Annotated in this window: 15 protein-coding genes; 6 read left to right on the top strand and 9 right to left on the bottom strand. The window is 60.4% G+C overall.

Annotation, left to right across the window (positions count from 1 at the left end):
* Window positions 1-119: 119 nt before the first annotated feature.
* Window positions 120-1,106, top strand: a complete 987-nt coding sequence (locus IG627_RS18375) for a fumarylacetoacetate hydrolase family protein (protein WP_193194363.1) — start codon at window positions 120-122, stop codon at window positions 1,104-1,106.
* A 72-nt stretch (window positions 1,107-1,178) separates the two neighbouring features.
* On the top strand, window positions 1,179-1,808 hold the full coding sequence (gene maiA / locus IG627_RS18370; RefSeq protein WP_193194361.1) for a maleylacetoacetate isomerase: 630 nt from the start codon (window positions 1,179-1,181) through the stop codon (window positions 1,806-1,808).
* Window positions 1,809-1,882: 74 nt separating this feature from the next.
* On the opposite strand, the gene IG627_RS18365 is transcribed toward maiA, so the two are convergent.
* The 5 genes from IG627_RS18365 to IG627_RS18345 all read right to left on the bottom strand — a co-directional run bounded on the left by IG627_RS18365 (window position 1,883) and on the right by IG627_RS18345 (window position 7,259).
* On the bottom strand, window positions 1,883-2,326 hold the full coding sequence (locus tag IG627_RS18365) for a hypothetical protein (protein ID WP_193194359.1): 444 nt from the start codon (window positions 2,324-2,326) through the stop codon (window positions 1,883-1,885).
* Window positions 2,327-2,480: 154 nt separating this feature from the next.
* Window positions 2,481-3,971, bottom strand: a complete 1,491-nt coding sequence (locus IG627_RS18360) for a DUF1254 domain-containing protein (protein ID WP_193194357.1) — start codon at window positions 3,969-3,971, stop codon at window positions 2,481-2,483.
* Between the two features lie 162 nt (window positions 3,972-4,133).
* On the bottom strand, window positions 4,134-5,108 hold the full coding sequence (locus IG627_RS18355) for a mechanosensitive ion channel family protein (protein WP_319024609.1): 975 nt from the start codon (window positions 5,106-5,108) through the stop codon (window positions 4,134-4,136).
* Window positions 5,109-5,149: 41 nt separating this feature from the next.
* Entirely contained in the window at window positions 5,150-5,989 is an 840-nt protein-coding gene (locus IG627_RS18350) for a 2OG-Fe(II) oxygenase (protein ID WP_193194355.1), read from the bottom strand.
* A 100-nt stretch (window positions 5,990-6,089) separates the two neighbouring features.
* The gene (locus tag IG627_RS18345; protein WP_193194353.1) at window positions 6,090-7,259 is read right to left on the bottom strand and encodes a dipeptidase; all 1,170 of its coding nucleotides are present in this window, start codon (window positions 7,257-7,259) and stop codon (window positions 6,090-6,092) included.
* 94 nt (window positions 7,260-7,353) lie between these two features.
* Between IG627_RS18345 and IG627_RS18340 the strand changes: the two genes are divergently transcribed.
* Window positions 7,354-7,821 carry an LEA type 2 family protein gene (locus IG627_RS18340; protein ID WP_193194351.1) on the top strand — a complete coding sequence of 156 codons (468 nt, stop codon included), beginning with the start codon at window positions 7,354-7,356 and terminating at the stop codon, window positions 7,819-7,821.
* A 222-nt stretch (window positions 7,822-8,043) separates the two neighbouring features.
* Here IG627_RS18340 and IG627_RS18335 read toward each other — a convergent pair whose 3' ends face one another.
* Genes IG627_RS18335 through IG627_RS18320 form a run of 4 tightly spaced genes read right to left on the bottom strand, consistent with a single transcriptional unit; the run spans window position 8,044 to window position 10,159 of the window.
* On the bottom strand, window positions 8,044-8,418 hold the full coding sequence (locus tag IG627_RS18335; RefSeq protein ID WP_193194349.1) for a hypothetical protein: 375 nt from the start codon (window positions 8,416-8,418) through the stop codon (window positions 8,044-8,046).
* On the bottom strand, window positions 8,411-8,965 hold the full coding sequence (locus tag IG627_RS18330) for a sigma-70 family RNA polymerase sigma factor (RefSeq protein ID WP_193194347.1): 555 nt from the start codon (window positions 8,963-8,965) through the stop codon (window positions 8,411-8,413). The genes IG627_RS18335 and IG627_RS18330 overlap by 8 nt, the downstream gene beginning before the upstream one ends.
* 21 nt (window positions 8,966-8,986) lie before the next feature.
* Entirely contained in the window at window positions 8,987-9,817 is an 831-nt protein-coding gene (locus tag IG627_RS18325; protein WP_226865414.1) for a DUF6249 domain-containing protein, read from the bottom strand.
* A 54-nt stretch (window positions 9,818-9,871) separates the two neighbouring features.
* Window positions 9,872-10,159, bottom strand: coding sequence for a hypothetical protein (locus IG627_RS18320; RefSeq protein WP_193194345.1), 288 nt, complete (start codon window positions 10,157-10,159; stop codon window positions 9,872-9,874).
* 193 nt (window positions 10,160-10,352) lie between these two features.
* On the opposite strand from IG627_RS18320, the gene IG627_RS18315 reads away from it, so the two are divergent.
* From IG627_RS18315 to IG627_RS18305, 3 genes are all read left to right on the top strand, one after another.
* Window positions 10,353-10,955, top strand: a complete 603-nt coding sequence (locus tag IG627_RS18315) for a DUF924 family protein (protein ID WP_193194343.1) — start codon at window positions 10,353-10,355, stop codon at window positions 10,953-10,955.
* The gene (locus tag IG627_RS18310; RefSeq protein ID WP_193194341.1) at window positions 10,955-11,572 is read left to right on the top strand and encodes a LysE family translocator; all 618 of its coding nucleotides are present in this window, start codon (window positions 10,955-10,957) and stop codon (window positions 11,570-11,572) included. The genes IG627_RS18315 and IG627_RS18310 overlap by 1 nt, the downstream gene beginning before the upstream one ends.
* A gap of 308 nt (window positions 11,573-11,880) precedes the next feature.
* Entirely contained in the window at window positions 11,881-12,183 is a 303-nt protein-coding gene (locus tag IG627_RS18305) for a YebG family protein (protein ID WP_193194339.1), read from the top strand.
* Window positions 12,184-12,344: the final 161 nt, after the last annotated feature.

The following is a 12,344-nucleotide window of genomic DNA, read 5'->3' as shown; positions in this document are numbered from 1 at the left end:
GGAGCGGCGGGGCGGCCATCCGCCCATGGCCGCGATCGGACTCAGAGGTAACCTGATTAATCGATCGCGGCCATGGGCCGCTCCTACAAGAAAAGATTCGACAGAAGGAACGCAGAAAAATGAAACTAGCCTCACTGAACAGCGGCCGTGACGGTGAGCTGATCGTCGTCTCCCGCGACTTGAGCCGCTACTGCGGCGCTGCGGATATAGCGCCGACCCTGCAGGCGGCACTGGACGACTGGGAGACCATTGCCCCAATACTGCAGGCCCGATTCGATGCCCTGCAGGGCAGCGAAGTGACCAGCTTCCCCTTCGACGCCGGCGCCTGTCACAGTCCCCTGCCCCGCGCCTATCACTGGGCCGACGGCAGCGCCTATGTAAATCATGTGGAACTGGTGCGCAAGGCCCGCGGTGCCGAGATGCCGGACTCCTTCTGGACGGACCCGCTGATGTACCAGGGCGGCTCCGACACCTTCCTGCCCCCCAGCCAGGATATCGCCATGGCCAGCACCGATTGGGGTATCGACTTCGAGGCTGAAGTGGCGGTGATCACCGGCGATGTGCCCATGGGCAGCAGCGCGGAAAAAGCGGAGGACAGCATCCGACTGCTGATGCTGGTCAATGACGTCTCCCTGCGCAACCTGATCCCGGGCGAGCTGGCCAAGGGGTTCGGCTTCTATCAGTCCAAGCCCTCCAGCGCCTTCTCCCCGGTGGCAGTAACACCGGACGAGCTGGGCCACCACTGGCGCGATGGCAAGGTGCACCTGTCGCTGCACGCCGTATTGAACGGAGAGAAAGTCGGCTCGCCCAACGCCGGTGTGGATATGACCTTCAACTTCCCGCAGCTGATCGCCCACGCCGCCAGGAGCCGCCCCCTGGGCGCCGGCACCATTATCGGTTCCGGCACCGTGTCCAATGTGGATCGCGCCCAGGGCTCCTGTTGCCTGGCGGAAGTGCGCATGCTGGAAATCATCGCCGACGGCAGGCCGAGTACTCCCTTTCTGCAATTCGGCGACCGCATAGAAATTGCGATGTACGACGAAAATGATGCGAATATATTCGGCACCATCAATCAGCAGGTGATTGAATACGTAAACCCCAACTGATCCGGGAAACATCTCGTGGGAACGGCGGGGCGGCCATCCGCCCCTACGGAAAACAGTACACAAGGAAAAACGATGGAACTACACGGCTACTTCCGCTCCTCTGCCAGCTACCGCGTGCGTATCGGCCTCAACCTCAAAGGCCTGCAGTACGACTACAAGCCGGTCAACCTGCTGAAGGGCGAACAGCGCGAAAGCGAATACCGCAAACTCCAACCCCAGGGGCTGGTACCGGTACTCGTGGATGGCAACGCAGTCCTCACCCAGTCCCTGGCGATCCTGGAATGGCTGGACGAGAAGCACCCGGAACCTGCGCTATTGCCGGGCGATCGTCTGGGGCGGGCAAAAGTCCGCGCCCTGGCCTACAACGTCGCCTGTGATATCCAGCCCCTGCAGAACCTGCGAATACTCAAATACTTGCAGTCGGATCTCGGCGTCAGCGACGAGCAGAAACTCGGCTGGATACGCAAGTGGATTCATGAGGGCTTCAGCGCGCTGGAACAGCAGCTGGATCCGGCGCCCTTTGCCGCCGGAGACACCCCCGGGCTCTTCGAGTGCTGCCTGATACCGCAGATTTACAACGCGGAGCGTTTCGGTATGGATATCGCCGACTATCCGGCGATTCACCGGATAATGACCGCCTGCAATGAAATAGCGGCATTTGTCGATGCGCGGCCGGAGAAGCAACCGGACAGTACGCTTTGACCTATGCCCAGGCTGCCATGGTGATCCATAGCACTGTAGAGCGGCAGCTTCCTGTCGCTCGCAGCATGCCACCACTACTGGAAATTACTGCCGTTCCACTTCAGGCTGTGACGACTGGACTTCCCCGAGAAAACGATGCTGGGAGTTGCGCCTCCGCCAACTGAAACACCGCTGCCCAGCATCTGTTTCTTCTCCACAAGCAGATCCCCTTCGCGAACATAAATGTTCCAACTGCACATCGCAGCTCCGCACAACTGGCTGCGCGAGCGATTGTCGGCGCAAGTCAGGCCCTCGTGAGAAATAATCAGGTCCTTGCGACCATCCCCGGTCAAGTCTCTTTCGATCACGAACCCAGGACCAAAGCGCCCTTTCACACCCGGACCACAGCCCGCCTCAATTTGTTCGCTCACCAACCATTGCGCCGCCTTGGAATCCGCAAGGGCGGGGACAGCAAGAACTACCGACAGGGAAACCATCAGGCTTAGAGCGACTGCAAGGAATCTCGACTTCAGTGACATGGCATTCTCCACTCGGGGGGGCACTTTCGGTTCAGCTGGTTCAAAGCTAGTGATTCATGCGGCAAATTCTGTAACCGGTCACTTCGCCACAAGCTCCAGGGCAACGCTGAAGCCTGTGGCTGTGTGCTTTAATTGCCGCATGAACCACTAGCCCCTACTCGATCTTCTCGACTTTAGGTGGCTGCCATGACCCATCCAGAATTCCTGCCTTTCCCCAATAGGCGCGAATATAGAGTGAAAAGTCTCCATCTGGCGCGGGCAGCCAGTTGGGTTCCCTGTCCTTGCCGGGTGACTTTGCACCCGCGTAGAGTGTCAGGGAGCCATCCGGATTGTATTTCAGCATCTTGTTCTTGGTGCCCAGGGAAAAGCGCTCCAGATCATTCTGGTGGAACAGGTGTTTGTCGTTGTATAGCGTCAGAGACCAGAATCCCCTGACCGGTGGCAGCTGTCCCTTGGGAAAGGTCACCGCGTAAAGACTGTCGCCCTTGAGTTTGTTGCCTCCGGAATCGAAATCGGTATAGAAGTACTGTGTCTCCGCCGGGCGATTGTCGAGCAGGTTGGAGCGGGCTGTGCCGGTCCTGTCGAAATAATCTACGCCCCACTGGGCATTGTTCTTGGAGCGGTTCCAGCCATTGCCGGCGGGCACGCCATTGTGCTCCCACTGCAGGAACGGCCTGATCACAGACTTGTCGGTATCGATTGCTGCCTGCACCAGTGCTTTCTTGATCGCGGGATCCTTGTCGGCGATGGCCAGCAGCTGGCGGAACTGCGCGTACAGCGCCTCCTCTCCCGGCAGTGGCGGGATCCTGTCCAGCACATCGCCGAGCTGGTCGAAGAATTTCTCAGGGACCACCCATTGGGTTTCGCCTCCACTGGTATCTGCAGCATCTCCCAGGGAAGGCAGCTTGCTGTAGTCGACAGTTTTCATCTTGCCGTCAAATTCGGACAGTGGATAGGCCACTATCTGACTGATCAGGGGCTGGATGGCCGCACGGTCTTCATCGGTATCATCCATAAAGACCCTCGGCACCACATTTGCGAATTCGGTATTCGAGCGGATAACGCCGCTAATACCCTTTGGCGCGGTACCTTGCCAGCCGGGGCCCACCAGGAGATAGAATCCCGGCTTGGTGCCATAGGGCTTGCCCACCGTCCCGAACTGGTCGGTGCGCCCGTCGTACATCGCGTAGACCCAGAATCGATCGCCAAAGTCCGGCACCTGAATGACCGCCGGGTTCCCTTTCAAAGCAAAATAGCCCAGGCCGTAAGCGACATCCTGGTTCGGGCAGGCAATAAAGGTTTCCGTCGGCTTGATATAGCCGGTCAGCATGGCCAGGCGATTCATCGGGGCCACGGGTATGACACCGTGCATCAGAGAGGGCTGCGGGGCCTGGGTAATGGTCGCCCGGCGATTCTGCATATTCACCAGCGGCCAGCCCCAGATATATGCCATTCGGCCTATGGCCTGTGCGTAATCCGGGGTCATCTTGACGTCTGGAGAGGGCTGGGAGAGCTCGGAAAAGGTCTGGGGGGTGGAAGGCTGGATATCGTCGGCTGCCGCAATAGCCACTGATGACGGGACTACGACGGCTAAAGTACCGGCGAGCAGGCCCACCAGAATTGACCGATTCCTCTGGATACGCATCACTGTACCTCTACCGACCAGCTTTACCTTAAAGAAGCCTAGTCGATTCGGCGCCCATGTCATCCGTCGATGCTATAGCTCAACGCAGACATTCTCTTCACAAGAGATGGTGTTACTGACGACCTGAATCGCCAGCAGCCCTTCGAACCTTGAGCGAAGGTTTCACTTGCTACTCTCTTGCAACTGGAGCGGCTCTTTGAAGGTAAGTGTGCGATAGGGGAATGGAATCTCGATTCCCGCCTCATCCAGCGCTTTCTTCACTGCTGTGATTACTTCTCCTGTCGACTCGCGTACTGCAAAGGGGGTAGAGCCGGTCCACCAGGTGACTTCAATATCGATACTGCTGTCACCAAACGCCTGTGGAAACACCTGAATCGGCTCGTCATCGCGCACTGTCCTGCAGGAGGCCAGCGCTTTTTCGATCACCCCCACCGCCTCGGCGACATCCTCGCCATAGGCCACGCCGGCGGTAATACTTACCCTGCGTTTGTTGCGATTGGTGAGGATTTCACAGGGGTTCTTGAACAGGAAAAGGTTGGGCACCACCACCAGCTCGCCGGTCATCCTGCGGATATTGGTGTTGCGCACCTCCACCGCCTCCACCCTGCCGACGATGCCCTCGCACTCGATCACATCCCCCTCTTCAAAAGGAAAGCGCCACAAAATCAGGATACCGGCAAAGAAATTTTCGAAAATATCCTTGAATGCCAGGCCTATGGCCACGGACAGGAGTCCCACCGCACCCAGCGCCCTGGCCGGGGTCAGGCCGGGGAAGAGCACCATGGCCGCGAACAGCAGGCCGAGCAGCCACACGACAATGGTGAGCAGACGCACCAGCAGGTCCTGAAGGGATTTGCGCGAGGTGGTGCGCCGGAACAGCTTACTGCCGAAACGCCGCAACAGCGCCACCACCAGGCAGGTCACTGCCAGGACCATAATACTGGCAATAACGTAGGGAACATGCCCGAGGAAATTGTCCCAGATCCGTTCCAGGGACTCCATCACCGTCTGCGCCGCAGTTTCGACGGGCTCAGGTGTGATTTCCTCCAGGGCAGATTTCTCCTCGCCCTCCTGCCGGACCAACGGCAAAGCGACAGTCAACAGGTACTCTATGATTGGCAATCGGATGTCACTCACAATCCCTTCTCGGCCGTAGCCGGCTTTCGCTCACGCCCGGCTCAACCCGTGTAGTCGCCGAGTCGCAGCCACTTGGTGGCAATCCATTTTTCACCCGCCACAACCGGGCTGCCACCGTGCAGCGTCAACTCATCCAGGTTGCCCGCTGCGTCACAATAGGAGAAAAACAAACCGTGCCCCTTGCGCGGCAGAATATCCAGGCCAACTTCCGGAAAAGTAGTGGACCCGCCCGCTTGAACATCGTTCAGGTAGATAATCAGTGTGGCGAACCGCTGTCCGCCCTTTTTCAGCACTTTTTCAAAGCCGGGAGAATCGGGATCAAAATAGTCGTAGTGCGGCTTGTACTCGGCGCCCGGGAGATAGTTCAATACCTGCAGTCCCTCGCCCCGGCTGACCGGTACCGAAAGCAGGTCGCTTATGCGCCGTTCGATGCGCTGAATCAGGCTGGTGGCACCACAACGGAAATAGGCACCGGAACTGGTACGCTGCGGATGGATATCGCGACTGCCACTGTCCCTGTTGACGACCCTGGAAGGCTTTATGCGCGGCCGGCTCAATGCTATCAACTCGTCGCATTCCCGCTCGGACAGCAAATTGCCAAATAGCGCAACACGCGGCTTTCTCAGTTGCAACAGGATTTGCACTTCGCGGTCCGAAGTGGACAGGGTGCTGGCTTGCCACCTTGACAGGCTGCACCTCAAGGGAGGTGCCGCGCGGGATTCGCCCTGCCGCCCCAGGAAATACTGATCCACGGCGTCGGAAACCCTCTGGGGATAGCCCGCACTGAGCAGAGTGTCCACTATGGCTTGCGCCTGCAATCCCCGCCGCACTGCGTCGCGAATCCACTCCTGCAGATCCGGTTCCAGCTGCTCAAATTCCATTTGGATGCCCTCCCCGGCCCAGGCAGTCGGACACTTTCTCCCTCGGGCCTGCTCACACAGAAACCCAGCCGTCAGTATAGTCCCGGGCGGACGGCCGGGTTCAGGACTGCGGCAGCTGGGCGAGGAAGAAGTCGCGCAGGTTCTCCCCCATCACCTTGCGGATTTCGGCTTCGCTGAAGCCCTGCTTCAGCATTTCCCCGGTCAACTGACCCAAGCCTCCGGCATCAAACGCAACTTCCACGCTGCCGTCGAAGTCGGAGCCCAGTGCCACATGATCGACTCCCAACAGGTCAATCGCATAGCGCATTGTCCTGACGATATTCTGCGGGCTATTGTCGCAGACGGCACCGTCCCAGTAGCCGATACCAATCAGGCCGCCCGCGGCGGCGATCTGCTGCATCAGAGCATCGCTGATATTACGCGGCGAGTCACAGGCGGCCTTGACACCCGTGTGGGAGACAATGACGGGGCGCTCGACCAGTGCCAACACATCCCGCACCACCTGCTCCGAGGAATGCGCCACATCGATGACGATCGAGCGGCGCGCCATCTCCTGCACCGCCGCGCGACCAAAATCGCTCAGCCCGGCGCCGCTTTCGCCGTGCAGGGAGCCGCCGAGCGCATTGTCGAAGAAGTGCTGCAGGCCCATCACCCGATAGCCGGCGTCGTAGAGGCGATCGATATTCTCCAACTGTCCCTCCAGGGGATGGGCACCCTCGATGCCGAGGATGGCCGCCAGCGTCTCCCCGCCCCCCTGCCGCGCCTGCAGTATTTGGCGCAGGTCGCCAGAGGTCCGCACTATCCCTATCTGTTGCGGGGCGGCCCTCTGCAACTTCTCTACCCGTTCGGCATGGTAGAGGGCCCGCTCGAGCAGGCTGTTCCAGGTGCGCGGCGGCCAGGCCTGGGCCACCGCCAGCAGGGTGATATTGTCACCGGCCTCGCTGGAATTCTGCTGGTAGTTCTGGCCGCGGGGGGACTTGGTCACCGCGGTGAATACCTGCATGGCCAGGTTGCCGCGGCGCGCGCGGGGAAGGTCCACATGGCCGTAGTCGGCCTCATTCTGCAGGTCGCGGGCCCAGAGGAAACTGTCCGCATGCAGGTCGCCCACAAGCAGGGACTGGTGCAGCGCGGCGGCCTCAGCGGACAGCGGCGGATATTCGGGGCCGCTGTGCCTGTTCATACTGCGCTCGACGCCGGGGAGCAGCAGCCATTTCCAGCCGGCGAACAATACCAATACCAGAGTTGTCAAAGTCGCGAACAGTTTCTTCATCGCCAATCACCGCAAGTTATTATTGTCGGCCAAGAATTATCAACGCCGGAAAATTGAACACAATACCCGAACGGGATAACAACAAGGACTATTTGTGACAAGACTCTACCGCCTTTCCCTGTTGCTGATACTGGCCCTACTGGTCAGCGGCTGCGCGGCCCTCTCCCCCGACTTTCAGGAACCGCAAGTAGAAGTGACCGCGCTGGAGCCGATGCCCCCGGGTCCCGGCAACGACCTGCGCTTTCGCATCCACCTGCGGGTCTTCAACCCCAACGACAGCGAGCTGGCACTGTCCGGCCTCTACTACACACTGAGCCTGGCGGGCCACAAGGTGATTACCGGCACATCCAGCAACCTGCCGCCGATCGCCCCCTACGGGCAGGAAGATATAGTGGTGGATGCGACCGCGAGCCTGGTGGGTTCTATTTTTGCCGCGGCGGAACTGATCGGCAGCCGCCGGGAGACGGTGCCCTATGAGCTGGAAGCGAAGCTGGGGCTACGCAGGTCGATATTACCTTCGATCAGGGTACGCAGGAGTGGAGAGGTGCGGTTGAATAGGTAGGATGGGTAAAGGAGCGCAGCGACGTGCCCATCAAGAGCCGGGATGATGGGCACGCTGCGCTTCGCCCGGTCCGGCCGCTCTCGCGGCGCCTTCGGCCCCAGGGGGCCGTGCGGGAAGTTCGGCAACAAAAGAGCACAGCCAAAGCGTTTAGATCAAGCTTTCTCAACGCAGAGCTGGGCGCTTTGGCGACGCGAACTGTTACACAACTTTCCGCACGGCCCACTAGCGCCGCGCGGCGAGGATACCGCCGGTCATTGCCGCCAGTGAGGAGAGAATGCCCACACCCACCAGGCTGTAGAGGCTGATGGACTGCTGTACCGCTTCGCTCAGCACCTCCCCGAAAGGGAACTGCCAGGCGACGATGGCCGAGGCCGCCAGCACCGCGGCGTACTGGACCCGGGTGGCGCGGCGCTCGGCGCGCCTGGACGGCGCCGGCAGTTGCGCCATGACGCGCTCGCAGAAGCCGTCGTTGTCCAGGTAGGGCTCGTTAAACTGCAGCTGCTGGCCGAGCCAGGCGTCAAAGTCCGGATCTTTGCCCTGCAGCGTTGAATCGTTCAAGGTATTGGCCCCACCCTGCCACTGTTCAAACTTATCCATTGACTACCTCCTCGCGCCACGCCTGCAGCAGTGTCTGCAATTTGGCCCGCGCGCGATTGACGTGGGATTTTACCGTACCCAGCGGCAACTTCATAATGCTGGCCGCCTCCTCGTGGGAGAAGCCCCGCTGCATGCACAGGTGCACCGCCTGGCGCTGGGCCTCGCTGAGCTCTCCCATGGCGGCGTTCAGGTCCCGCGCCATGCCCAGCTGCTGGGATTCTTCCACACTCTCCTGGGCCTGGGCCCTGTCCACCGCTTCCTGGTCGACTTCCGGTGCATTCTTGCGCTTGTGGCTCATGACGAGATTGTAGGCGATGCGGTACAGCCAGGTGCTGAAACGCGCATCGCCCCGGAATGCCGGCAGCGCCTTGTAGGCCTTGATAAAGGCCTCCTGGGCCATGTCGTCGGCCAGGGCCTGGTCGCCATCGCACAGCTGGCGGAGCGAGAAACGCAGCTGTGACTGATAGCGCCGAACCAGCTGGGCATAAGCCCGCTGGTCCCCGTCTTCGACGACGCGCCGGATTAAATCCTCGTCATTGAGGTCCATAAACCGCTGTCCCCTATCCCCTTATGACTGGGCCTGTTTGCTATCCAGTTTCCAGTTGACAAAGCGGGCGACACCGATGAAGAGCGGTATCAGGCCGAGACTGCCGACCCCGGGACCAGCGGCGGCGGTGAGCCAGATGAATATGGCCAGGCCGACCGCAATGAGGGTGAATCCGCGATCCTTCATATTGCTCGGTGATTCGCCCTCCATTGCATCCAGCAGCTCCGGCGGGATATCGCGGCCCTCGGCCACCATGCGATTGATGTTGTCCATCAGCAGCTGCTTCTTGCGGTAGCTGTTGCGGGTCACCAGCCACACGATCAGTATCGGGGTGCCGAACACGGCCAGGATCGAGATGATCGGGATCAACACCGCCGCATCGCCCTTGAAGGGGAAATCATCGTGGTCGTGGTGGCGACTGTGGCCGCGGTGGTGATCGATATCGGCCGACATGCCGATACTGATGTTCTTCGGCACGCTGTCCATCGCCTCTTCGACGATCAGGCCCTTCTCGTCGAGAATCCCCTTGCTCTCGAGCTTCTCGATGATACGCCGGCTCAGGGCACCGCCGAACTCCTCGCCCAGGTCCACCTGAACCTCGCTGCGCTCGCCGTTCTCATCCCGGGTCCTGATACGCAGATTGCCGTTGGCGTCGCGGGTGATCCGCACCTGCTTCTCTACCTGCTCCGCCTCAGGCGCCTCCGCGGCGGCCGGCGGCTGCGGGGGATCCGGCATCACCCGATCCTCGGTGGGCGTTTCCTGGGCCCAGCTGCCGGCGACACAGAGTGTCGCCACCAGGGCCAGCAGCCAGCGGGCGCCGGCCCGCATTGGTTGAATGTCTCTCGCTCTCATTTTTTGCTCTCGATTAGTGCTTTGTTCCAAAGATCCCGGATCTACGGGAAAAACTTACATCACCGTCAGGCGCGCCGCGGCAAAGGGGTTCGCGGCTCCTCCGCGCGCCGGCTTATCCTCCGCAATGCGCACCGGGTAGCTGGGACCTATGTATTCCTCTGCGGCCCTGTCCCGACACTCCTCCAGCTTGCGCGAAAAGGCCTCGTCGGTCTTCTCCGTCAGCTGTTGCTGCACCTCCGCAAGGGGGAGATTCAGCTCCGTCGCGCCGGCCTGCATTGCGCCCAGCACCAGTGCCAGGGCGGTATAGAATTGTACCTTTTTCAGTGTTCCTGCGGTTACCATGGTTTCCTCCAGGGTGAATTTCCTTGTACACCCTAAAGACATCGCCAGTGCGGTATTTGGATGCAGCGCTGCAGAAAAATTTGTTCCAATGTGAGCGCGCCTGCGCCGCCAATAGTGGATTGACGGGGCCAAACTGGACCTGTGAGCCGGAAAGTCGCAATAATCCGCTCACCTGGAGAGGGAATATCAGAAGATGCCAGAACCCAAAGAGATACTGACTTTCTGGTTCGGCCGGCCGCAGCTGGACGCCGTACCGGACGACCTGCACCGGCAGCGCTGGTTCGCCGGCGGCGAGGAGTTCGACCACAGGATCGACGATTACTTCAGCGATACGGTGGAGGCGGCCCTGGACGGCGAGCTGGCGTCGTGGCGCCAGACTCTGGAGGGGGAAGTGGCCCTGGTATTGGCCTGCGACCAGTTCACCCGCAATATCTACCGCGGCACCAGCCGCGCCTTTGCCGGCGACCCGCTGGCGCTCGAGACTGCCCTGGCGATCATCGAGAGGGGCGACGATCGCCAAATGGGGCTCTACCAGCGCGCCTTCCTAGGCATGCCGCTGGAGCACAGCGAGCTGCCGGAGATGCAGCAGAGATCGGTGGACTACTTCAACCGGCTGCGCCTGGACTACCTGAACGGCGCCGACGGCGCGGCCCAGGCCGAGAGTTTTTACCAGTATGCACTGGCGCACCGGGAGGTGATCGACAAGTTCGGCCGCTACCCGCACCGCAACCAGGCCCTGGGGCGCGAGTCCACGTCGGCAGAGCAGAAGTGGCTGGAACAGGGAGGCGGTTTCTGATGGATCTGCTGAACTGGCTGTCCCTGGCCGGCATCTGCGCCCTGGGCGCCATGTCCCCGGGCCCCAGCCTGCTGATAGTCCTGCGCAGCGCCGCCTCCGGCTTGCGCCAGGGTCTGGCCAGCGCGCTGGCGCACGGCGCCGGTGTGGCCATCTACGCCGGCATCACCGCCTTCGGCCTGGCAGTACTGATCACCCGCTCGCCCGTGTTGTTCGGCGTATTGCAGTGGGCCGGGGCGGCGATGCTGGTGTACCTGGGCTGGAAGGCATTGCGCGCACCGGCACCCAACGCCGGTGCGGCGGAGGTCCCGGCACCGCAACAGTCAGTCGGGCGCTCGGCGGTACAGGGGTTCGGCATCGCCTTCTTCAACCCGAAGATTGCCGTTTTCTTCACTGCCCTGTTCAGCCAGTTTGTGGCCGAGCAGCAGGCCCTCTCCACCAAACTGGGTATGGCCGCCCTGGCCGCGGGCATCGATGCCGGCTGGTACTGCCTGATAGCCCTGGTCGTCTATGCCGGTCGAAATCGTCAATGGGTAAGCAAATCTGTCGGTCACCGGATGCAACAGCTGTTTGGCGTACTGCTGATCGGGCTGGCGGCGAGACTGCTGCTCACGCTTTGATTCTCCAGCCAGTCGAATTTCCACTGCGCAAAAAAAAGCCCGCTGAGCGGGCTTTAAACGTCTTACTGCGGGGTCGGAGCTAACTGTCCATTGGGGGGGGTAGGGAGACAGTCAACTGCCACAAGTATTATGGCACCCCCTGCCACTCAGCGCAGGCCAACCACCGCACCGCCGACTCCACTTATCGCAATCCCATCTCAAAGTCGCATCGATTTTCATCTCACCCGCAGTTGACACTGACTATTTATACAGTTACTGTAAATTCATACATAATCATCAAACGCCGAAAAAATAACCGGAGGCACAATATGGCTGTAGTAGCCGTTTGGAAATGCGATAGAGACGGAGCAATGTTCGACAACAAAAAAGACGCAGAAGAACACGACAAGATGCTGGAACTGGCCGCCAATATCACCTCGCTGATCGAGCGCCATATTGACGGCATCTCTGAACAGGCCGGCGAAGAAATCGGCCTGCTGCTGGCCAAGCGCCGCGAAGACCTGGCCAAGGCCTGCAAGGGCAAGCCGGAAGTCCTGCTGACCGAGGAAGAAGAGATGAAGGAGCAGCAGGCAGAGGACGACCGCGTCACGCCGCTGGTCGCCAACCAGTAGTTTCCAGTTTTTTTAGATTTCCATCCCTGTACTTTGCGCCCGGCTTTCTGCCGGGCTTTTTTTTGGGCCCCTGTCCCGTCCTGAAATAGGTTGATACATTGAGGACCTATTGATGGATACCCCTTCACCACCCCGTTCAAAACGCACACAGTGTGATTACA

The sequence above is a fragment of the Microbulbifer taiwanensis genome (assembly GCF_014904815.1).
In the GTDB taxonomy this organism is placed as follows: Bacteria; Pseudomonadota; Gammaproteobacteria; order Pseudomonadales; family Cellvibrionaceae; genus Microbulbifer; species Microbulbifer taiwanensis.
The sequence above is the reverse complement of the archived record's forward strand: the minus strand, read 5'-3'. Positions and strand labels throughout refer to the sequence as shown.

Excerpts from the sequence above, each read along its gene's own strand:
- maiA (WP_193194361.1), top strand. The coding sequence starts at position 1,179 with ATGGAACTACACGGCTACTTCCGCTCCTCTGCCAGCTACCGCGTGCGT.
- IG627_RS18315 (WP_193194343.1), top strand. The coding sequence starts at position 10,353 with ATGCCAGAACCCAAAGAGATACTGACTTTCTGGTTCGGCCGGCCGCAG.
- IG627_RS18320 (WP_193194345.1), bottom strand. The coding sequence starts at position 10,159 with ATGGTAACCGCAGGAACACTGAAAAAGGTACAATTCTATACCGCCCTG.
- IG627_RS18325 (WP_226865414.1), bottom strand. The coding sequence starts at position 9,817 with ATGAGAGCGAGAGACATTCAACCAATGCGGGCCGGCGCCCGCTGGCTG.
- IG627_RS18335 (WP_193194349.1), bottom strand. The coding sequence starts at position 8,418 with ATGGATAAGTTTGAACAGTGGCAGGGTGGGGCCAATACCTTGAACGAT.
- IG627_RS18310 (WP_193194341.1), top strand. The coding sequence starts at position 10,955 with ATGGATCTGCTGAACTGGCTGTCCCTGGCCGGCATCTGCGCCCTGGGC.
- IG627_RS18305 (WP_193194339.1), top strand. The coding sequence starts at position 11,881 with ATGGCTGTAGTAGCCGTTTGGAAATGCGATAGAGACGGAGCAATGTTC.
- IG627_RS18365 (WP_193194359.1), bottom strand. The coding sequence starts at position 2,326 with ATGTCACTGAAGTCGAGATTCCTTGCAGTCGCTCTAAGCCTGATGGTT.
- IG627_RS18330 (WP_193194347.1), bottom strand. The coding sequence starts at position 8,965 with ATGGACCTCAATGACGAGGATTTAATCCGGCGCGTCGTCGAAGACGGG.
- IG627_RS18375 (WP_193194363.1), top strand. The coding sequence starts at position 120 with ATGAAACTAGCCTCACTGAACAGCGGCCGTGACGGTGAGCTGATCGTC.
- IG627_RS18360 (WP_193194357.1), bottom strand. The coding sequence starts at position 3,971 with ATGCGTATCCAGAGGAATCGGTCAATTCTGGTGGGCCTGCTCGCCGGT.
- IG627_RS18350 (WP_193194355.1), bottom strand. The coding sequence starts at position 5,989 with ATGGAATTTGAGCAGCTGGAACCGGATCTGCAGGAGTGGATTCGCGAC.
- IG627_RS18345 (WP_193194353.1), bottom strand. The coding sequence starts at position 7,259 with ATGAAGAAACTGTTCGCGACTTTGACAACTCTGGTATTGGTATTGTTC.